The organism is Desulfolithobacter dissulfuricans (assembly GCF_025998535.1).
Taxonomy (GTDB): Bacteria; Desulfobacterota; Desulfobulbia; order Desulfobulbales; family Desulfobulbaceae; genus Desulfolithobacter; species Desulfolithobacter dissulfuricans.
This window is the reverse complement of the sequence record NZ_AP024233.1, coordinates 2720187-2739449: the sequence shown is the minus strand read 5'-3', so window position 1 is coordinate 2739449 and position 19263 is coordinate 2720187. Positions and strand designations below refer to the sequence as shown.

General features: G+C 58.7%; 22 protein-coding genes. 8 read left to right on the top strand and 14 right to left on the bottom strand.

Annotation, left to right across the window (positions count from 1 at the left end; genetic code table 11):
* Positions 1-123: 123 nt before the first annotated feature.
* The 3 genes from GF1_RS12240 to cmoA form a co-directional block, all read right to left on the bottom strand.
* The gene (locus GF1_RS12240) at positions 124-672 is read right to left on the bottom strand and encodes a hypothetical protein (RefSeq protein WP_267926831.1); all 549 of its coding nucleotides are present in this window, start codon (positions 670-672) and stop codon (positions 124-126) included.
* A gap of 94 nt (positions 673-766) precedes the next feature.
* Positions 767-1729, bottom strand: a complete 963-nt coding sequence (gene cmoB / locus GF1_RS12235; RefSeq protein WP_267926830.1) for a tRNA 5-methoxyuridine(34)/uridine 5-oxyacetic acid(34) synthase CmoB — start codon at positions 1727-1729, stop codon at positions 767-769.
* Positions 1722-2465, bottom strand: a complete 744-nt coding sequence (cmoA, locus tag GF1_RS12230; protein ID WP_267926829.1) for a carboxy-S-adenosyl-L-methionine synthase CmoA — start codon at positions 2463-2465, stop codon at positions 1722-1724. The genes cmoB and cmoA overlap by 8 nt, the downstream gene beginning before the upstream one ends.
* 242 nt (positions 2466-2707) lie before the next feature.
* On the opposite strand from cmoA, the gene GF1_RS12225 reads away from it, so the two are divergent.
* From GF1_RS12225 to GF1_RS12215, 3 genes are all read left to right on the top strand, one after another.
* Positions 2708-3250, top strand: coding sequence for a hypothetical protein (locus GF1_RS12225; protein WP_267926828.1), 543 nt, complete (start codon positions 2708-2710; stop codon positions 3248-3250).
* A gap of 139 nt (positions 3251-3389) precedes the next feature.
* Positions 3390-4040, top strand: coding sequence for a biotin/lipoyl attachment domain-containing protein (locus tag GF1_RS12220; protein ID WP_267926827.1), 651 nt, complete (start codon positions 3390-3392; stop codon positions 4038-4040).
* A 61-nt stretch (positions 4041-4101) separates the two neighbouring features.
* On the top strand, positions 4102-5001 hold the full coding sequence (locus tag GF1_RS12215; RefSeq protein WP_267926826.1) for a biotin--[acetyl-CoA-carboxylase] ligase: 900 nt from the start codon (positions 4102-4104) through the stop codon (positions 4999-5001).
* Between the two features lie 84 nt (positions 5002-5085).
* On the opposite strand, the gene GF1_RS12210 is transcribed toward GF1_RS12215, so the two are convergent.
* The 10 genes from GF1_RS12210 to galE form a co-directional block, all read right to left on the bottom strand.
* Entirely contained in the window at positions 5086-6543 is a 1458-nt protein-coding gene (locus GF1_RS12210; protein WP_267926825.1) for a catalase, read from the bottom strand.
* Positions 6544-6699: 156 nt separating this feature from the next.
* Positions 6700-7164: a Fur family transcriptional regulator gene (locus tag GF1_RS12205; protein ID WP_267926824.1), complete on the bottom strand. Its 465-nt coding sequence runs from the start codon at positions 7162-7164 to the stop codon at positions 6700-6702.
* 302 nt (positions 7165-7466) lie between these two features.
* Positions 7467-8168, bottom strand: a complete 702-nt coding sequence (locus GF1_RS12200; RefSeq protein WP_267926823.1) for an ABC transporter ATP-binding protein — start codon at positions 8166-8168, stop codon at positions 7467-7469.
* The gene (locus GF1_RS12195) at positions 8162-8911 is read right to left on the bottom strand and encodes an ABC transporter ATP-binding protein (protein ID WP_267926822.1); all 750 of its coding nucleotides are present in this window, start codon (positions 8909-8911) and stop codon (positions 8162-8164) included. Before GF1_RS12195 ends, GF1_RS12200 begins: the two co-directional genes overlap by 7 nt.
* Positions 8908-9873 (bottom strand): branched-chain amino acid ABC transporter permease, encoded by a 966-nt coding sequence (locus tag GF1_RS12190; protein WP_267926821.1) that lies wholly within the window; start codon positions 9871-9873, stop codon positions 8908-8910. Before GF1_RS12190 ends, GF1_RS12195 begins: the two co-directional genes overlap by 4 nt.
* 49 nt (positions 9874-9922) lie before the next feature.
* Complete coding sequence (locus tag GF1_RS12185; protein WP_267926820.1) at positions 9923-10834, bottom strand: branched-chain amino acid ABC transporter permease; 912 nt, start codon at positions 10832-10834, stop codon at positions 9923-9925.
* A 6-nt stretch (positions 10835-10840) separates the two neighbouring features.
* The gene (locus GF1_RS12180) at positions 10841-12010 is read right to left on the bottom strand and encodes an ABC transporter substrate-binding protein (RefSeq protein ID WP_267926819.1); all 1170 of its coding nucleotides are present in this window, start codon (positions 12008-12010) and stop codon (positions 10841-10843) included.
* Positions 12011-12074: 64 nt separating this feature from the next.
* Positions 12075-13241: an ABC transporter substrate-binding protein gene (locus GF1_RS12175; protein WP_267926818.1), complete on the bottom strand. Its 1167-nt coding sequence runs from the start codon at positions 13239-13241 to the stop codon at positions 12075-12077.
* Between the two features lie 368 nt (positions 13242-13609).
* Positions 13610-13825, bottom strand: coding sequence for a hypothetical protein (locus GF1_RS12170; protein WP_267926817.1), 216 nt, complete (start codon positions 13823-13825; stop codon positions 13610-13612).
* 143 nt (positions 13826-13968) lie between these two features.
* The gene (galE, locus tag GF1_RS12165) at positions 13969-14982 is read right to left on the bottom strand and encodes a UDP-glucose 4-epimerase GalE (RefSeq protein WP_267926816.1); all 1014 of its coding nucleotides are present in this window, start codon (positions 14980-14982) and stop codon (positions 13969-13971) included.
* A gap of 154 nt (positions 14983-15136) precedes the next feature.
* On the opposite strand from galE, the gene GF1_RS12160 reads away from it, so the two are divergent.
* The 5 genes from GF1_RS12160 (at position 15137) to GF1_RS12140 (ending at position 18664) form a co-directional block, all read left to right on the top strand.
* Positions 15137-15322 carry a tautomerase family protein gene (locus GF1_RS12160; RefSeq protein ID WP_267926815.1) on the top strand — a complete coding sequence of 62 codons (186 nt, stop codon included), beginning with the start codon at positions 15137-15139 and terminating at the stop codon, positions 15320-15322.
* Positions 15294-17273, top strand: coding sequence for an NAD-dependent DNA ligase LigA (ligA, locus tag GF1_RS12155; RefSeq protein ID WP_267926814.1), 1980 nt, complete (start codon positions 15294-15296; stop codon positions 17271-17273). The genes GF1_RS12160 and ligA overlap by 29 nt, the downstream gene beginning before the upstream one ends.
* Positions 17274-17343: 70 nt before the next feature.
* Complete coding sequence (locus tag GF1_RS12150; protein WP_267926813.1) at positions 17344-17628, top strand: acylphosphatase; 285 nt, start codon at positions 17344-17346, stop codon at positions 17626-17628.
* Positions 17629-17645: 17 nt separating this feature from the next.
* Entirely contained in the window at positions 17646-17897 is a 252-nt protein-coding gene (locus GF1_RS12145) for a hypothetical protein (RefSeq protein ID WP_267926812.1), read from the top strand.
* On the top strand, positions 17897-18664 hold the full coding sequence (locus GF1_RS12140; protein WP_267926811.1) for an ATP-grasp domain-containing protein: 768 nt from the start codon (positions 17897-17899) through the stop codon (positions 18662-18664). The genes GF1_RS12145 and GF1_RS12140 overlap by 1 nt, the downstream gene beginning before the upstream one ends.
* Positions 18665-18766: 102 nt before the next feature.
* Here the strand turns inward: GF1_RS12140 and GF1_RS12135 are convergent, their stop codons facing one another.
* A complete protein-coding gene (locus tag GF1_RS12135) occupies positions 18767-19087 on the bottom strand; it encodes a TusE/DsrC/DsvC family sulfur relay protein (protein ID WP_267926810.1) in 321 nt (106 codons plus the stop codon).
* Positions 19088-19263: the final 176 nt, after the last annotated feature.

Here is a 19263-nt window from a genome sequence, read left to right as displayed (position 1 = left end):
GTGCAGGCAAAGGGACGGGGAAACAGCTTGTTAGGGAAGAGCTGGACGGGGTGCCCGGTGGGTGGATGGCTGGAGCGCTGCCGGGCGGATGAAGGACAGGACCGCCCGGCAGTAAAAAAAACGCTATTTCTGGAAACTGTCGGCAAAGAGCTGCTCTATGGCCGCCCGGCCATCGTCGCTCAGGTAGCGGGTGCCCGAACCGACAAAGGTGTCATAGGTGATTTTCGGGGTGTCTTCCTGCCAGGTCCCGTTTTCCCAGGTGAACCATTTTCTGTGGTTCTGGTCATAGACGTGGAGCGGCCGGTTGAACAGCTTGGCCAGTTCCACGGCCCAGCCGGTTCCACCCTTGACCGAATTGTCTTCCAGAATGGTGCCGATGACAAAGATCTGGTGGCCCTTGTTCACCATGTGGAAGATGGTCTGGAGAACCTTGCGGATTTTTTCGGTCTCGTAATAGGTCCGGTTCATCATCCTGGAGGCGATTTCCATGGAGATATCGCCGCGCAGGAGTTCTTCGTCGCTGAGAACTACAGGGTTCTTGTCGCGGTTGAGCCGGTGTCCTTCGAAGGTGAAAATCACTTCCTTGACCCCGTATTTTTCTGCTGTTTCGCCAAAGAGCGATTCCGCGCCCTTGAGGCCGCCGTGGTACAGGGTGCACTCTTCTGGATTCATGACAGTCTTCCTCTTTTTGGGTTAGCGCCCGTCCGGAAAGCGGCTGTCGTCCGGCATGTCTGAAAATGCCTGACGCCTTTCCGGGAGTTAACGACTACTTGTTTTTGGTTGCCTTGAAAAATACCCGCCAGGGTGCAGGATACTTCTCTATAGTAAGCGCCGGATTTTCCTTGTCAATAAAATCTTCGTAGGATTCAAAGACCATCCACTCGGTCCGTCGTTGATCCCTGCTGCTCATGGGGTGGCTGTCAAACATCAGGATATCGGTGAAACCGGTGCGGGCAAGCCAGTTACGCAGGCAGGCACCGGTGGGTACGAACCAGGTGCCCGGTACCTTGGCATAGGTCTTTTCCGGAAAAAGGGCCACCGGTTCCTCACCGGGAATGGCCTGGGACTCGATGATCACTGTGCCGCCGGGCTTGAGCGCCCGGTGCAGGTCGCGCAGGGCCTCTATGGGCGAGGGCCGGTGATAGAGAATGCCCAGGCAGAAGATCACATCAAAGCTGTCGGGAAACAGGGGCAGGTGTTCGATGCCGAAGAGTTCCACGCTGAGATTGTCCTGGCGGGCAAAGGTGTTGAGGGTGTGGAAGGTATAGTAATGCTGGACATAGGGCTCAAAGCCGAGCACAAAGGCGGGCTCGTGCGGGAGCATGCGGAACATGTAGTAACCGTTGTTGCAGCCGATGTCGGCCACCACCTTGCTCCGCAGGTCCGGCAGTTCCGGGAGGATACGCCGCCATTTGCGCTCACTGCGCCATTCGGCGTCGATCTCGATACCGAAAACTTCGAACGGGCCCTTGCGCCAGGGCATGAATTGGCGCAGGGCAGCGTAGAGCCGGGTATGCTGGTCGGCAGAGATGTCGTCGGGCCGGCCGATGACCACGGTGTCGCCTGTGAAGTCACAGCACGAGGCCCGTAGCCCGGAGACCCTCTGCATGGGTTCCCGGTAGCGCAGGAAGCCTTTCTTGGGCTGGTTGACCCACTGGTTCTTTTCCGTCCAGACCTTGAGGATGGCCTGTCTGTCCGCCTGCGGGAAGTGGTGCAGATATCTATCCATCCTGACCTTCCGGAGGTTTGACAGCGATAAAGGATGCGAAATTGCACCACTGGAAAAATGTTTCCACCGAGGTGAAGCCGGCCTGGCGCAGCAGTTCCATGTTCTCCTGGATGGAAAAGGGAATCAGGACGTTTTCCAGGGCCTCGCGTTTGGCGGCGATCTCCAGTTCCGAATAGCCGTGCTGGCGTTTGAACCGGTGGTACATGTTGATGTATTCCCGGTTGAGGCGCGGATCATGGCTGATGATCTTTTCACTGATGATCAGGATGCCGCCAGGGGAGAGGTGGCGGGCCAGCCGGTTGACAAAGTCCTGACGGACCAGGGGACGCACGAACTGCAGGGTATAGTTGCAGATAATGATATCAGCCCCTGACAGGTCCACCGAGGTGATGTCGGCTTCGACAAAGCGGATGTCACCGGTGCGGGAAAACATGGCCGCCTTGCGTCGGGCTTTCTCCAGCATGGCCGGGGCGTTGTCGACCCCGATGAAGCGCATGTCCAGGTCCTCGAGTCTCCGGCTGAGTTCCAGCAGAGTCGAGCCGGTGGAGCAGCCCAGGTCAAAGAGCGTGGCCCCCGGACAGGCCATCTGCCGGAGCAGGCCGGCAATACAGTCGATCACCGCCCCATAGAAGGGCACAGAGCGGCAGACCATGTCATCGAAGACCTCGGCCACCCGTTCGTTGAAGGTGAAGTCCTCCTGGACTGTACCGTTTATGTAGATCTTATCTGCTTCCATGGGATGCCCGGTGGCCTGCCAACCTGCCTGTCCGCAAACACTCCCGGAGCAGTGTGGTGCCGGATGGTAATGGATTGAACTTAAAACTATTTGTAATCATGAGGTTTTTTGTTTTGCGCAGGATGGGTGGTCACCCTGTTCAAACTAAAATAGCCTTGCTATCTTGTCAAAGTGAAAGTATAAACTGCAGGGTAAAATGCACGGTTTGCAAACCGTATTTCCACCGAATCAAGGAGGATACCATGAACAAGCAGTTTTGGGCAAATTTTGCTCTGTGTGTGGCGCTGTTACTTCTGGTGATAACCGGTGTCACCAGGATCGGTTCGGCCCTTACCCCGAAGGGGCTCCTGGTCTCGGAGCCGGAACCGTCCGCGGAGGCAGCCCCGTTCATGGATAAGGTGACGCTTGTCGACTATAACCTTGGTGAGCAGCAGTCAAACATCGTCAGCGCTGAATTTGTGCTCGGCAACGCTAGTGAGCACGATGTGAGAAATATCGAGATCCTCTGCGAGTTCTTCGACAGGAGCGGCCGCTACCTGGACCGGGAGCCGTTTCTCTTGAGCGGTATCCTGCCCGCGGGCAAGACCATGGGGCATGTCTCCATGACTTCGCGTTATGTCAACAGCCGAGCCGAGGCCCTGAGCTGCCGGCTTGTTGATTTCGAGCTGGTGACCGAACCGGTCTTCTCCCTCCACCGGCACGAGGGTGGTCATGGTGAAGCCGCATCCGGCGCGGCTGGACACGGTGGGGAGGAGACAGGACATGAAACCGGTGGTGGCCACTGAAGTCCCGACCCTGTTGACAACTGAAGGGTAGCCTGAAAAATAAGTATGGTAAGTATGGCGGCTTCAGGCCACGACCTGAGGGACTGAAGCCAGAGAAAAACTGCCGGTCCGGCCGGCCAAGAGAGACCAGACAAGACCCGTGTCCCAGCAGGAAATCCATTTTGACGAAATAATCAGCCGCTATCGGTCCGACCCCTACGATTATGTGGACATGGAAGCCATCCACACCGGCAAGGTGCGCTTTCTGGTCGAGGATGGTGCCGAGGTGAAGGGGCCAACCGGTGAGTGGAAACATATTCCCGGCACACCGCTCTATGAGATAACCCGCGAGCGCAATCCCAAGATCGTCTCCGCCCGGACCAACGGTACGGTCTCCATGATCCGCGGCGAGTTGGAAGGGCAGTTTGTCGAGGCCGGCGAAAAATTGCTCACCATCCGCCATCCCCTGAAGAAGAAAGAGATCATCGAGGCGATCCTCCAGGAGGTTCTCTATCTCTTCCCGGCCCCGGAACGGGCCCGCTACTATTTTGCCATGGATATCCAGGCCAGGATCAATCAGAAAGGGGCCCGCTCGGTGATGATCCATCCCGGAGACGAGATTATCACCATGTCGCTGATGAAACGCGACACCCCGGTGTTCTATACCGGTGAACCGGGCATTATCCATTCCGTCTACTTCAAGCCGGGCGATTCCGTGGATCAGGGTGTTCCTCTCTTTGGTGTCTGTGCCGAGGAGAAACTACCACTGGTGCAGAAGATCATAACGCGGGTCAAGGCCGAGTGGGACTGAATCCCGGCTTGCGCCCAGGATCCGCTCGGCCCGTGAACGGCGCCCGGTTTCGGTGACAGGTTTGTTCCCGCTGGCCCACCACGATATCCTCCATTTTCTCCACAGATCAGCTCCATCTTTTCCTGGCCCGGCCCTGGATGATGAGGCCATCGGCAAGATATATCGCTACGGGGCTGTGGTCGGTTCTGTTATCGAACAGCATACCCGACTGGATCGCTGCATGGATCGGCTGCGGGAGCTTATCCGGTCGGCGGAAGAAGAGGGTTCGACCCTGGCAAGCGGCACCGTGGTTCTTGCCGGGGCCTTGAACGGATCGAACGGTCGTTTTGACCGCAACTGGTATGCCCCGCCCGGTGGCCTGTGGCTGGCCCTGGCCTGGGCCGATACTCTGCTGCCCCGCTACGCCGGCCTGCTTCCCCTGGCCGTGGGCGTGGCCTGCTGCGAAACAGCCCGTTTTCTCCAGGTCGAAAAAGCGGCCATCAAATGGGTCAATGATATCCATGTGCAGGGAAGGAAACTCTGCGGCGTGCTGTCTCAGACCCATATCAGTCCGGCAGGTGAGCGGTTTTATCTCCTCGGTATAGGCATGAACGTGAACAACAGTTGTTTTCCTGCAGAATTGGAGGGAACAGCCACCAGTGTCGCCCTGGAGACCGGCAGGGAGGTGGATCTGGGGCTTGCCGCCCGCTGCCTGCTGGCCCGGCTCTCCTGGAATCTGGGCCTGGTTCATTACCAGGAGGAACTGGAACTTGAAAATGACCGGGAAGAAGACCTGGTGCTGGCAGGCTGGCGACGCCTCAGTGACAGTGTGGGGAAACGGGTACGCTACGGCTTTGATGTCCAGCGCTCACCACTTTACGAGGCCCGGGTGGAAGCGGTGGATAATCAGGGCGGGCTGGTGCTGAGACTGGATGACGGTGGACGGCTGGTGGAGTATTCCGGCGAGATTGTCTATCTGTGAAACCCAGTCTCCCGGCTGCCGGTCGACGGCCGGGAGACACCTGGATCCTGACTGTTGTTCATGTCCGGTTGCCGGATCGGAGTGTCAGTCGGAGAGCTCATCCATGGGGATACCGGCTGCCTTGGCCACACCTCGGCCATAGGCGGGATCGGCCTTCATGCAGTTGCCGATATGGCGCAGTTTGATTTCCCTTGGCGCATCACCCATGGCCCGGGACGTATTTTCAAACAGCACCTGCTGCTGCTCGGGGCTCATCAGGCGAAAGAGCTTGCCGGGCTGGGTATAGTAATCGTCATCTTCCCGGTGATTCCAGTGAGCGGCTGCCCCTTCCAGGGAAAGCGGCGGTTCGGTGAAATCAGGCTGATCCTGCCATTCGCCATAACTGTTGGGTTCATACCCAATGGTGCTGCCGTGGTTGCCGTCCACCCGCATGGCGCCGTCGCGGTGGTAGTTGTGAAAGGGACACTTCGGGGCATTGACCGGGATCTGCTGATGGTTGACTCCCAATCGATAACGCTGGGCGTCGCCGTAGGAAAAGAGACGGCCCTGCAGCATCTTGTCCGGAGAAAATCCGATCCCCGGCACCACGCTGGCGGGATTGAAGGCAGACTGCTCCACCTCGGCAAAATAGTTTTCCGGGTTCCGGTTCAACTCCAGTTCTCCCACTTTGATCAGCGGATAGTCCTTGTGGTACCAGATCTTGGTCAGATCAAAGGGATTATAGGGGCAGTTGGCGGCCTCTTTTTCCTCCATGACCTGGATGTACATGGTCCAGCGGGGAAAATTACCGTTTTCTATGCTTTCGTACAGGTCCCGCTGATGGCTTTCCCGGTCCCGGCCGATCAGGGCTTCGGCCTCGGCATCGGTCAGGTTCTTGATACCCTGCTGGGTGTGGAAATGGAACTTGACCCAGAACCGCTCGTTATCGCTGTTGATCAGGCTGAAGGTATGGCTGCCGAACCCGTGCATGTGCCGGTAGCTTGCCGGGATGCCGCGGTCACTCATGGTGATGGTGACCTGGTGCAGGGCCTCGGGCAGCAGGGTCCAGAAATCCCAGTTGTTTTTTGCACTGCGCATGTTGTTGCGCGGATCGCGTTTGACCGCATGGTTGAGATCCGGGAATTTCAGCGGGTCCCTGAGAAAAAATACCGGTGTGTTGTTGCCCACCAGATCCCAGTTGCCCTCCTCGGTGTAGAACTTGAGCGCAAAGCCGCGGATATCCCGCTCTGCGTCCGCCGCGCCCCGTTCGCCGGCCACGGTGGAGAAGCGGGCGAAGAGTTCGGTTTTCTTGCCCACCTGGGAAAAGATCTTTGCCCGGGTGTAGCGGGTGATGTCGTGGGTAACCGTAAAGGTGCCGTAGGCACCTGACCCCTTGGCATGCATCCGACGCTCGGGAATAACCTCCCTGTCAAAATGGGCAAGTTTTTCCAGGAACCATACATCCTGCAGCAGCATCGGTCCGCGGGGACCGGCGGTCAGTACGTTCTGGTTGTCACCCACCGGTGCTCCGCCGTTACTGGTCAATTTCTTCTTTTCCGACATTTCATAGTCTCCTGATTTTTTTGGTGTTGTGGCGGCAGAGATCTTGAGGGATGAGTGGTTATCCATTCCGCAGGATTTTGCCTCTTCCTGCTGCACCGCGGTGCATAGACTGTTTTGGGTCTGTGGCGGTGAGCCCGGGTGAGCGGCTGCCTCAACTCATGGTCCGGTGTTCTGTTTGTTGTTGTTTTTTCCTGCCAGGCAGCGGGAACACAGGCCGTGAAGGACCAGGTTCTTTTCCCGGATCTGCCCCATTTGTTCCAGCTCATCGGGCAGGGGCATGGAGTCAAAGGTGGGCCAGGTGAAATCCAGCAGCTGGCCGCAATTATCGCAGAAAAAATGGTGGTGCTGTTCGGTTCTGGCCTCAAAACGGGACTGGTTACCGGTGGTCTCCACCCGCTTCACCAGGCCAAGCTCCTCAAAGGTGGCCAGGGTTCGATACACCGTATCCAGTGACAGGGTGGGCATCAGCCGGACCAGTTGCCTGTAGAGGGCTTCAGCCGAAGGGTGACTGGTGGACTGGTGCAGGGTTCGGTAGATCTCCAACCGCTGTTGGGTAATCTTGAGTCCATGGGTCCGGCATGCTGCTTCAAAACGGGCTATCTGTTCCTTGGTAACAGGCATAATTGATCGTTGGTAGTAATTATTATTTATTGAGAGTATGTTTTATTTGCCTATCTTTGTCAAGAATTAATCTTTTCTGAAAGTAATTTTTATTTTTGCTAAGGTTTTCCGGGTAGGAATGCCCATGCTCAGGATCAGGAGAGTATAGAGTGTGCCCTCTTGAGGCATAGACCGTGACACCTTTTTTTCACTGGATCAAGATGGGGAGGTTATGCCGTGCGGAAGCCGAAGAAGCCGGTGGGGCAGGGGGGAAGATTGGGAGCCGAGGAAAGAACCGGGGCCTGGGAAGGGGGGTGGTTCAGCTACACGCCAAGGTAGCGCATCTTTACCTGGTCTGTGAAGGCCCGGAAAGGAGCAGTGTCGCTCCAGACAACCCGGCCCTTTTCCATGACACAGCACCGGTTGGAGATCCGGAGCAGGGCGTCGATGTTCTTGTCCACCACCAGGATGGAGAGTCCCCGATCCTTGAGAATGGTCAGTCCCTGCCAGATCTCCTCGCAGATGATGGGTGCCAGGCCCTCGGTGGCCTCGTCCAGCAGCAGGAGCGAGGGATTGATCATCAGGGCCCGGGCTATGGCCAGCATCTGCTGCTCGCCACCGGACAGCTCCCGGCCCAGGTGGTCGAGCCGTTCCGCCAGCCGGGGAAAGATGGAGACCACCCGCTCCAGGTTGTAGGGCCTGGAACTGTGGCTGTAGTTGGCGGCCACGGCCAGCAGGTTTTCCCGTACCGTGAGGGTGGGGAAGATTTGGCGTCCTTCCGGGACAAGGCCGATACCAAGGCGGGCGATCCTGAATGAGGGCAGGGTGTGGAGGGGGTGCCCGTGGTAGGTGATGGTGCCTCCGGCCGGTGGAGTCAGGCCCATGATCGAGCGGATGACCGTGGTCTTGCCCATACCGTTGCGGCCCATGATGGCCACCACCTCCCCCGGGCCGACGGTAAAGGAGACGCCGAACAGGGCCTGGGCGTTGCCGTAAAATGTTTCCACCCCTTCCAGTTTCAGCATGACGTTCCCAGGTAGGCCTCCTGTACCAGGGGATTGGCCCGGATGGTGTCCGGGGTCCCGGTGGCGGTAACCTGTCCCTGGACCAGAACCGTTATCCGGTCAGCCAGGGAAAAGACCGCCTGCATGTCGTGCTCAACCAGCACGATGGTGAGCGAGCCTTTGAGTTGCCGGATCAGCTCCGTCATTTTTCGGGTACTGCCCGGCCCCAGCCCGGCCATGGGTTCGTCCAGGAGCAGCAGGTCCGGTTCGGTGGCCAGGGCCATGCCCAATTCCAGCAGTCGCTGTTCGCCATGGGAAAGCTGCGAGGCCGGCATCCCGGCCCTGTGCAAAAGCCCCATGCGCTCCATGATGTGGCGGCTTGGTTCCACCAGGTTCGGATCAGAGTCCGCCCGTTTCCAGAACCGGTAGCTGGAACCGTCAAGGGCCTGCACGGCAAGCATGATGTTTTCCTTAACGGTAAAACCCTGGAAAAGAGAGGTGATCTGAAAAGAGCGGGCCATGCCGAGCCGGGCCCGGACATGGACAGGACTTGTGGTGATATCCTTTTTCTTGAAAAGCAGGGTCCCGCTGTCGGCTTCCAGCAAGCCGGTGATCAGGTTCAGGAGAGTGGTCTTGCCAGCCCCGTTGGGACCGATGAGAGCGTGCAGTTCACCAGGGACCACTGCCAGGTCGATCTGGTCGCAGACCCGCAGTCCACCAAAGGATTTTTGAATGTTTCGCAGCTGGAGCAGAGGCTCGGTCATGACCCTTCCTTTTGACCAAACAGGAGTCCATGGAGACCGCCCCGGGCAAAGAGGACCACGAGAATGAGGAAAGGCCCGAGGATGACCATCCAGTGCTCGGTGTACATGGCCAGGTATTCTTCCAAAAGCAGCAGGGCGGCCGCGCCAAGCACCGGTCCGGTCAGGGTACCCATGCCGCCCAGCAGGACCATGACCATTATTTCTCCGGAACGGGTCCAGTGGATCAGGCCCGGGCTGACAAATTCTCCCTGGTTCACCAGCAGGGCTCCGGCCAGTCCGGCGGCCGCTCCGGCCAGGCAGTAGGAGAATAACCTGTAGCCGAAGGTGGCATAGCCCAGGACCTGGAGCCGCTGTTCGTTTTCCCGGCTGCCGATCAGTACCCGGCCAAACCGGGCATGGACCAGCCGATACGTCAGGTAGAGAAAAGTAAGCAGGATCCCCAGGCAGAGAAAATAGAAATTGCGGTCTGACCCGAGATCCAGGACGGGCAGCTGGTTCCGGCCGTACAGGGCGAGGCCGTCCGAGCCACCATAGGTGTCCAGCGAGGTGAAGAAAAAATAGACCATCTGGGCAAAGGCCAGGGTGATCATGATAAAATGCATACCCTTGGTCCGCAGGGAGATGGCGCCGGTGATGAGGCCAAACAGGGCGGCCAGGGCCATGGCCAGCGGCCAGGCCACCAGCCCGTTTTCCGTACCCTGCAGCCAGGGGAGCCAGCCGAGGATCGGTGTTTTTTCGTAGCTGTGAAAGGCCAGTATCGCCACGGTATAGCCGCCGATTCCCGTGAAGGCCGCATGTCCCAGGCTGACCATGCCGCCATAGCCAAGAATCAGGTTGAGGCTGGAGGCGGCCAGGCCGTAGATCAGGACCCGGGTGGCCAGGGAGAGCAGGTACTGCTGGTCTATGAGATCCAGCAGCCAGGGCAGAGTCAGCAGCAGACCAAACACCAGGATGGTAGCCACATTCCGCCTGCACTTCGCAAGGATACCGGTATGTTTCAGGGGTACGGGGTCAGTCATTGACAGGGAACAGGCCAGCCGGTTTGCAGGTGAGGATCAGGGCCATGAAGATATAGACCGACATGGAGGCCAGGGCGGCGCCCATCCGGTCGGCGGCCGAAGAATCGAGAAACAGGCGGAACAGGTCGGGAAGAAAGGAGCGGGCCAGGGTATCCACCACCCCGACCAGCACTGCCCCGACCAGCGCCCCGCGCACCGAGCCGATCCCACCGATCACTATAACCACAAAGGTGAGAATCAGAATGGATTCGCCCATGCCTGCCTCCACCGCCAGGATGGGACCGGCCATGACGCCGGCCAGGCCGGCCAGCAGGGTGCCGAGGCCAAATATCAGGGTGTAGAGCAGCCGGATATTGACCCCCAGGGCGGCCACCATTTCCCGGTTGGTGGCCCCGGCCCGGATCTGCATGCCCAGGCGGGTCCGGGCGAAGAGCAGGTAGAGAAACAGTGCCACCAGGATACCCACCGCGATGATAGCCAGCCGGTAGACGGGATAGTTGACTCCGGGCAGCAGTTCCACCGAACCGGCGAGCCAGGGTGGCACGTCCATGAACAGGGGCTGCCGGCCCCAGATTATCCGGGTCAGTTCGTTGAAGAAAAAGATCAGTCCAAAGGTGGCCAGCACCTGGTCCAGGTGGTCGCGGTGGTAGAGTCGGCGCAAAATGAGCAGTTCCACCACCATGCCGGCCAGGGCCGCGGCCGGCAGGGCGGCGAGCAGTCCCAGCATGAACGAGCCGCTGTGCATGGTCACCGTCGCCGCCACATAAGCGCCAATCATATAGAAACTGCCATGGGCCAGGTTGACCACCTGCATGATGCCAAAGACCAGGGTCAGGCCGGCGGACATGAGAAAGAGCATGACCCCGAGCTGCAGACCGTTTAGAAGCTGTTCAAAAAAGAGCATGGCGACTTAACGTCTGCACTCCGCGGCGTAGGCGTCCTGGTGGCCGGAGAAGACCTTGCCCAGCAACCGGTTGCGGACCGCTCCATCCTCGGTGGCCACCACCTTCCGGACATAGAAATCCTGGATCGGAAAATGGTTGGGCCCGAACCGGAAGGAACCGCGCACGCTGGCGAAATCCGCTTTTTCCAGGGCGGCCCGGAATCCATCCCTGTCCGAGAGGTCCCCATGGACCGCGGCCAGGGCAGAGCCGATGAGCCGGGCGGTATCATAGCCCTGGCTGGCAAAGAGGGTGGGGGTGCGGCCGTATTTTTTTTCAAAGGCGGCGACAAAGGCCCTGTTGGCCGGATTGTCGAATTCAGCGCTCCACTGGGAGCTGTTGATGACTCCAACCGCGGCAGGCCCCACGGCCTGGAGCAGCCGTTCATCAGTGGCTGCCGGGCCGAGCAGCGGAATCACGCCCTGCAGTCCGGCCTGGGCATACTGCTTGAGGAAGTTGATCCCCATGCCGCCGGGGAGAAAGAAGTAGACCGCATCCGGACGGGCGGCGCGAAGGGCCGCGATTTCCGCCGCATAATCGGCCTGGCCCAGCGTAGTATAGACCTCGCCGGCGATCTGTCCCCTGTAGTAGCGCTTGAAACCGGCGATGTTGTCCTTGCCGGCCAGGTAATTGGGAGCAATGAGGTAGACTTTTTTGTAGCCCTGGTTGGTGGCATACTGGCCGATTACCTCGGAGAGGCTGTCGTTTTGCCAGGAGACGTTGAAAAAATTTTCATGACAGTCCCGGCCGGCCAGCCTGGAGGGGCCGGCGTTGGGGCTGAGATAAAAGATACCCCGGCGTACCACCCCGGGGACCACGGCCATGGCCACGTTGGAAAAGACGATACCGGTGAGGATCTGCGCCCTGTCCCGCTTGATGAAACGCTGGGCTATCTGGCGTCCCTTTTCCGGGCTGCGGCCATCGTCGCCGATGAGGAGCTCAAGCGGAATTCCGCCCAGACGACCGCCTTCCATATCAATGGCCAGTTGGAAGCCGTCGCGGATCTCTTCCCCCAGGTAGCCCGCCTTGGTGGACAGGGTGGTGATCATGCCGATCTTGACCGGTTTCATATCCCTGGCCAGGGCAGACCATGGGACGAGAAAAAGGGCCCAGATTACGAGAACGAATGTCTTTCTCATTTTTTCCGCCTGTAAAAGGGAGGGTGGGGTCGTCTGCGTGAACGCCGCCGCCTGATGGTAGCGCTTATTTCATCCTGCATTCACCAACATAGGCATCCTGGTGATCCGTGAAGACCTTTTCCAGGATACGGTTGGTATAGTTGCCCTCCTGGTCCCGGATCACTTTGCGGACATAAAGGTCCTGGATGGGATGGTTGTTGGGGCCGAACCTGAATTTGCCGCGAACGGTCGGGAAATCAGCTTTTTTGAGGGCGGCCCGGAATTCGTCTTTCCGGCTCATGTCGCCATCCACGGCCCTGAGGGCGGAGCCGATCAACAGGGCCGCATCATAGCCCTGGCTGGCATAGAGGGTCGGAGTCCGGTTATAGGTTTTTTTGAAGGCGGCAACGAACTTTCGGTTGGCCGGGGTGTCCAGGTCAACCGACCACTGGGAGCCGTTGACCACCCCGACAGCGGCCTCGCCCACGGCCTTGAGCAGCCGTTCATCAAAGGAAAAGGCCGGTCCGAACAGAGGGATGGTATCTTTCAGTCCGGCCTGGGCATACTGTTTGAGGAAGTTTATTCCCATGCCGCCCGGGAGGAAAAAGAACACCGCGTCCGGCCTGGCGGCGCGCAGGGTGGCCAGTTCGGCGGCGTAATCGGACTGACCGAGCGTGGTATAGACCTCGCCGGCAATCTGTCCCCTGTAGTAACGCTTGAATCCGGCCAGGGCATCCTTACCGGCTGGATAGTTGGGCGCGATCAGGTAGACGTTGGTAAACCCCTTGTCCTGCACATACTGACCCACCACCTCGGAGAGATTATCGTTTTGCCAGGCAACGTTGAAGTATTTGGGATTGCACCCCCGGCCGGCCAGTCTGGAAGGTCCGGCATTGGGGCTGATATAGAAAATACCCTGGCGCACCACCTTGGGGACCACAGCCATGGCCACGTTGGAAAACACGATGCCGGTGAGGATATCGGCTCGGTCACGCCTGATGAACCGCTCGGCTATCTGGCGGCCTTTTTCCGGCTTCCGGCCGTCGTCATCCACCAGGAGCTCCACCGGTACGCCGCCCAGGCGACCGTTTTCCATGGCAATGGCCAGCTTGAACCCATCCCGGATATCTTCTCCGAGATAGCCCGCCTTGGTGGACAGGGTGGTGATCATGCCGATCTTGACCGGTTCGCCGGCCACGGCCAGGGATACGGAAAAGAGCAGAAGGGTTATTGCGAGAATCAGTCTGTGCATGGGTCCTCCGTTCATCGGTGACTTGAGATCCTTTTCCGCCCGGTCCCGGTCCTGGCTCTGGACGCGCAAATCCGGGGCCGCAGGCAGGCCAACAGGTTGACGATAGTACCTAAATACCGCTCTTTGTCAATTTTATTGTGAAGAATACCTTTGTTGTTGGATAATAAGGAAACAATAATTTTCACGGCACGGATTCCGGGGTTCAGGAACCATTCCCGGGGGCTTTGGCCGGGTCTGCGGAACACTCTGATCAGAAGGTGGGCGGAACCGTTTGACGGACCGGATCCGGTGAGCAGAAAGACGGGATGATAAGGGGCGGGTCTGCGGGCCATCCGGGGATGGCCCGGCAGGAAAAAGCAGCTGTACGCTCAATCCCAGTCGTCGGTGGGGAAATCAGGGGTCAGAAACCAGATGGCGGCGGGTTTGCAGGAATACACCTTGTCCCCTTCTTCATAAACACAGTCTTCGAGCTTCCAGCCAAAACGGGCCAGGTGCTTGGCCAGTTTCTTTTTGGATTTTTCATACAACTCCCTGTCAAACCCTTCCATGTCCGACACACAGATCATTTCAACATGTTTTTTCATCGGCGCCCTCCTCTGTGGGATGGTGGATCTTAAAACCGGGCTCTGCCGGTCCGGGTAGCAGGATGTATTGTGTGTACACTAATCATTGTTTTACAGAAAAGGAAGAAAAAAGAGGTGGTTGACCTTTCTCAGGTACCACATTTTCAGCGGTAGCCCCTGGGATTCATCGATTGCCAGCGCCAGGTGTCTTCGCACATTTCATCGATGGAGCGCGTTGCCTTCCATCCCAGTTCTTTTTCAGCCAGGCCGGGATCGGCGAAACAGCGGGCAATGTCGCCGGGTCTTCGGTCGGTGATACGATAGGCTATCTTTCTGCCCGAGGCCTTTTCAAAGGCCTGTACCATGTCCAGGACCGAATATCCCTGGCCCGTACCCAGGTTGTAGGTGACGACTCCTGGCTTTTGGGCCAGTTTTTCCAGGGCCTTGATATGCCCAAGGGCAAGATCCACCACATGGATGTAGTCCCGGACTCCGGTGCCGTCGTGGGTCGGGTAATCGTCACCATAGACGGCCAGTTCCTCGAGTTTGCCCACCGCCACCTGAGAGATGTAGGGCATGAGGTTGTTGGGAATACCGCCGGGATCCTCGCCGATACGGCCGCTCTTGTGCGCTCCCACCGGGTTGAAGTAGCGCAGCAGGGCGACGTTCCACTCCGGATCGGCCACATGCAGGTCGCGGAGGATATCCTCGATCATCAGCTTGGTCCTGCCGTAGGGGTTGGTGCACGAGAGCGGAAAATCTTCGCGGATGGGAACCGTGGCCGGGTCGCCGTACACCGTGGCCGACGAGCTGAAGACAATGTTCTTGACGCCCTGGTCCTGCATGACCTGACAGAGGTTGAGGGTGCCGGTGATGTTGTTGTGGTAATAGCGAAGCGGCTGCTGCACGGATTCGCCCACTGCCTTGAGGCCGGCGAAATGGATGACCGCATCGGTATCCGGGCTCGCGCGAAACACCATCTCCACCTCATCGGGGTTCAGCAGGTCGGCCTCGAAAAAACGGATGGCCTGACCGGTCAGTTCTTCAACCCGGTGCAGGGCTTCCCGACTGGAATTGCAGAGGTTGTCGAGGACCGTGACCCGATGGCCGGCCTCCAGCAGCTCCAGACAGGTGTGGGAGCCGATATAACCGGCGCCGCCGGTGACGATGATATGCATGACACTACTCCAGGAAAGAGGAAAGATGGGGATGGAAAAGATTGGATACACTCAATGTATATCACAAAAACCTGATCGACTTCAAAACGAAATCCTGATAGAATGCAAACAGTTTGAAATTTCACAGTAAACAGGAAAAAAAATGAGGTGTGTCATGCCCTACGTATCCATCCGTGTCGCGGGAAAGTTGAGCCGCAAGCAGAAAAAGAAAATCGCCAGGGGCGTGACGGACGTCATTGCCAAGGCGGCCAACAAACCCAAGGAGTCCATCCTGATCTTCATCGATGAAGAAAGCAGGGAGAATATCGCCAGTGGCGGTGTTCTGCTCGACGAAAAATAGTGTCAGCGCCATGGACCGGGAACATGCCAGAAAACGTCTCGCCGAACTGCGCGAGCAGATCAACTATCATAATTACCGCTACTACGTACTGGATGACCCGGTCATCTCGGACGGTGAGTATGATCAGCTTTTTCGTGAACTGCTGGAGCTTGAGGAGCGGTTTCCTGACCTGGTCACAGCGGATTCGCCCAGTCAACGGGTGGGTGGGCCACCGCTGGACCGGTTCGAGACCGTGGAGCACCCTCTGCCCATGCTCAGCCTGGACAATGTTTTTTCCGAGGAGGAGCTGCGGGAGTTTGAGGAGAAGATACGCCGGTTCCTGCAATGGGAAGAAGAGATCCAGTACTCTGCCGAGCCCAAGCTGGACGGGCTGGCCGTGGAGCTGGTCTATGAGGAGGGGGTGTTCACCATCGGTTCCACCCGGGGAGACGGGTTGGTCGGCGAGAATATCACCGCCCAGCTGCGGACGGTCCAGGCCATCCCCCTGCGCTTGCAGGAACTGGCCGGAGATATACCGTCCCGGCTGATTGTCCGGGGCGAAGTCTACATGCCCCTGGAGGGCTTCGAGGCCCTGAACAGGGAACGGGCCAGCCGGGGCGAGCCGCTGTTCGCCAACCCCCGTAATGCGGCGGCCGGCTCGCTGCGGCAGCTGGATCCCCGGGTCACTGCTTCCCGGCCGCTTTCCTTTTTTGTCTACGGGGTGGCCGATACCGCCGTCACTCCGTGCTCCACCCAGCAGGAGCTCTATCGGTGGCTGGCCAGGCTCGGTTTCAAGGTCAATCCCCTTGTCCTCCACTGCCCGGACATCGAGACTGTCGTCGCCCGCTACCGGTATCTGCAGGAGGTCCGCCATCAGCTGGAGTACGAGATCGATGGCATGGTGGTCAAGGTGGACAGCTTTGAGCTGCAGCACCGGCTGGGTGCAACCAGCCGGGCTCCCCGCTGGGCAGTGGCCTGGAAATTCCCGGCCACCCAGGCCACCACGAGAATAAAAGATGTGGACTTCCAGGTTGGCCGGACCGGAGCGGTCACCCCGGTGGCTATCCTGGAGCCGGTCACCGTGGGCGGAGTGACTGTTCAAAGGGCCACCCTCCATAATCAGGACGAGATTCAGCGCAAGGACCTGCGCATCGGCGATACGGTTCTGATCCAGCGGGCCGGGGATGTCATTCCCGAGGTGATCAAGCCGATCGTGGAAAAGCGGACCGGTCAGGAGCAACCCATCCTTTTTCCGAAAAAATGTCCAGAGTGCGGCCATCCCCTGGTCCGTCCCCGCGGCGAGGCGGTCATCCGCTGCATCAATCCGCACTGTCCGGCCCAGCGGCTGCGGAGTCTGATATATTTTGCCGGCAAGAACGGCCTGGATATCGAGGGGCTGGGCAAGAAAAACATGGAGCAGCTGGTGGAGGCCGGCCTGGTCCGGGACCTGCCTGATATCTTTCGCCTGCGGGTGGAAGACCTGGAGGAACTTGACGGCTGGGGCAGGAAATCGGCTGAAAATGTGATTCGCGCCATTCGCGCCGCCTCGCATCCGCCTCTGGATCGGTTTCTGGCAGCCCTGGGGATTCGCTTCGTGGGCGAAGTGACTGCGGCCCAGCTGGCCCGTCGTTTTGGCTCCCTGGAGCACCTCATGGAGGCCTCCCGGGAGGAGCTGCTCGAGGTGGACGGGGTGGGTGAGCAGGCTGCGGACAGCCTGCTGGATTATTTTTCCGACCCGGATGTCCGGGCCATGCTGAGGGAACTGCAGGAAAACGGTCTCCAGATCCAGCCCGTGGAAGCCGGGGTTCCCAGACGACTGGAAGACCGTGTCTTCCTGTTTACCGGTTCCCTTGAGACCATGTCCCGCAACGAGGCCAAGGCCCGGGTCAAGGAACTCGGGGCCCAGGTGGCCACCACCGTGAACCGCAAGGTGACCGATGTGGTCGCCGGGCCAAGCCCGGCAGCAAGCTGAAGAAAGCCCGGGAAATGGGGCTGAGGATTCTTGGCGAACAGGAGTTTCTCGATCTGCTTCAGGGAGGTTCATGATGGCTGAAAAACGGATACATGCCAGGGTGCACGGGCGGGTTCAGGGCGTTTTTTTTCGGGATCATACCCGGCAGAAAGCCCTTGAGCTGGGCCTGGAAGGCTGGGTACGCAATGTTGCCGATGGTACGGTGGAGGTGATGTTCCAGGGGGACGAGGACAAGGTCGGTCAGATGCTTGACTGGCTCCATGTCGGCTCGCCCCTGTCCATGGTCTCGGCGGTTGAGTTTGAGGAAACTGCACCTGTACCGGGTGAGTTGGGCGGTTTTCATATCAGGTATTGATTTTTCAGGGATAACAGATGAGTAAAGTACAGGTTCCTTCGGGACAGCCGGCCGGCCGGATCAGTTGTCCCCACTGCGGTAACGACAAGGATTTTGTCGAGGTGGCCGAGGATGTGGTGGTGACGACCCATTATGTGCAGAACATGGACGGGAGTTTCACTCCCCGGGAAAATGACACCGAGATCCATGGAGAGATCCATCTGTTCTGCGGCAACTGTAATGCCGATCTCAGTCGCTTTCACAGTCATTTCCTGGAGATGATCTTTTAGTGGACCGGCGGATCGTCAGGGATAACCAGACCCTCCTTAAGCTTTATGAGGAGCTGGGCAGCGGTGACGTCGTTGTCGGGCGGGTCCGCATGCGGCCCGGCGAGGAGTTGCTGCTTCTGGATCTCGCTGCCCGCTCTGTCCATCTGATCCCCTCGGCCCTGGCCCAGGTCTGCAGCCGTTCCAAGATCCTCCAGGCCCGGCTGCTTGGCCGATATATGGTGCCGGGAACCCGGGCGATCCATGACCGGCACGATCTCATGGAGGCGGTCAGCTGCTGGGGCAGGGAAGGACTGGGCGAGGTGGTGTGCAAGCTCGACCGCGCCAACGGGGGCCAGGGCATCCTCTGGTTTCAGGGTATCGAAGAGGTGGTTACCCAGGCCGTACTCGGCGCCCTGGCCTATCCCTTTGTGGTGCAGCCCTTTATCCGCGACTGTCGCGATGTCCGGGTGGTGTTGCTGGGGGAAACCGTGGATGCCTACGAGCGGTATAATCCGGATAACTTCCGCCATAACCTGCACTGTGGCGGGGTTGGCCGGCGCTGGCAGCTGTCGGAGGGCGAAGAGAAGCTGTGTCGGGAGGTCATGGCCCGGGCTGGATTTCCCTATGCCCATGTGGATCTGCTGGTATCCGGGAGTGGCGAGGTATGGCTGTCTGAAATCAATCTCCGCGGGGGGCTGCGGGGCAGCAGGTTAACCCAGGACGATTACAACCGACTGGTGGCGCAGGTGCACGAGGAGCTGCTGGCCGGACTGGTGGCGCCGGACTGACACCACGGTCCATACCAGGTAGAGCGGTCCGGACATAAAAAAAAGGAAGGTTGCCAGCCAGGACAACCTTCCTCGTATCATAAACGATGGATCGTCTACGAATCAGACGCAACCGGTCGGTTTGGGCAGACCAGCCATCTTACAGGCTCCCTTGCCCGGTCCGGACGGGAACAGCTCGTAAATGCGCTTCAGCGGGAAGCCGGTGGTCTTGGAGAGGATACGTACCATTGGAGCGATACCGTTCTTCTTGTAGTACTCCTGCAGGGCGTCGATCACTTTGCGATGCTCATCGGTCAGTTCGCTGATGCCTTCTACGCTCTTGACGTACTCGACCCAGTTCTCGTCCCATTCTTCGGTTCCCTTGGTCAGGAAGCCGTCCTCGTCTACCTCGTAGGTTTTTCCATTGAACTCAATAGTTGCCATGGTTAGTCCTCCTTGCGGCAAAGTAATATGAATTGATTCAGTTTATCCCCTGTAACATAAAACAAAATTTTAATACTATAGGGCTGGCTGTTTGTCAAGTTGACCCTCTCTTTTTTTTGAATGAGGAGCCAATCATAGACGCAGGGCAGGGAGGTGTGCATTTTTTACTGGTAAGG

Excerpts from the sequence above, each read along its gene's own strand:
- GF1_RS12145 (WP_267926812.1), top strand. The coding sequence starts at position 17,646 with ATGAGTAAAGTACAGGTTCCTTCGGGACAGCCGGCCGGCCGGATCAGT.
- GF1_RS12200 (WP_267926823.1), bottom strand. The coding sequence starts at position 8,168 with ATGCTGAAACTGGAAGGGGTGGAAACATTTTACGGCAACGCCCAGGCC.
- GF1_RS12180 (WP_267926819.1), bottom strand. The coding sequence starts at position 12,010 with ATGAGAAAGACATTCGTTCTCGTAATCTGGGCCCTTTTTCTCGTCCCA.
- GF1_RS12240 (WP_267926831.1), bottom strand. The coding sequence starts at position 672 with ATGAATCCAGAAGAGTGCACCCTGTACCACGGCGGCCTCAAGGGCGCG.
- GF1_RS12160 (WP_267926815.1), top strand. The coding sequence starts at position 15,137 with ATGCCCTACGTATCCATCCGTGTCGCGGGAAAGTTGAGCCGCAAGCAG.
- GF1_RS12225 (WP_267926828.1), top strand. The coding sequence starts at position 2,708 with ATGAACAAGCAGTTTTGGGCAAATTTTGCTCTGTGTGTGGCGCTGTTA.
- GF1_RS12195 (WP_267926822.1), bottom strand. The coding sequence starts at position 8,911 with ATGACCGAGCCTCTGCTCCAGCTGCGAAACATTCAAAAATCCTTTGGT.
- GF1_RS12150 (WP_267926813.1), top strand. The coding sequence starts at position 17,344 with ATGATGGCTGAAAAACGGATACATGCCAGGGTGCACGGGCGGGTTCAG.
- GF1_RS12175 (WP_267926818.1), bottom strand. The coding sequence starts at position 13,241 with ATGCACAGACTGATTCTCGCAATAACCCTTCTGCTCTTTTCCGTATCC.
- galE (WP_267926816.1), bottom strand. The coding sequence starts at position 14,982 with ATGCATATCATCGTCACCGGCGGCGCCGGTTATATCGGCTCCCACACC.
- GF1_RS12185 (WP_267926820.1), bottom strand. The coding sequence starts at position 10,834 with ATGCTCTTTTTTGAACAGCTTCTAAACGGTCTGCAGCTCGGGGTCATG.
- GF1_RS12135 (WP_267926810.1), bottom strand. The coding sequence starts at position 19,087 with ATGGCAACTATTGAGTTCAATGGAAAAACCTACGAGGTAGACGAGGAC.
- GF1_RS12170 (WP_267926817.1), bottom strand. The coding sequence starts at position 13,825 with ATGAAAAAACATGTTGAAATGATCTGTGTGTCGGACATGGAAGGGTTT.
- GF1_RS12205 (WP_267926824.1), bottom strand. The coding sequence starts at position 7,164 with ATGCCTGTTACCAAGGAACAGATAGCCCGTTTTGAAGCAGCATGCCGG.
- GF1_RS12210 (WP_267926825.1), bottom strand. The coding sequence starts at position 6,543 with ATGTCGGAAAAGAAGAAATTGACCAGTAACGGCGGAGCACCGGTGGGT.
- cmoB (WP_267926830.1), bottom strand. The coding sequence starts at position 1,729 with ATGGATAGATATCTGCACCACTTCCCGCAGGCGGACAGACAGGCCATC.
- cmoA (WP_267926829.1), bottom strand. The coding sequence starts at position 2,465 with ATGGAAGCAGATAAGATCTACATAAACGGTACAGTCCAGGAGGACTTC.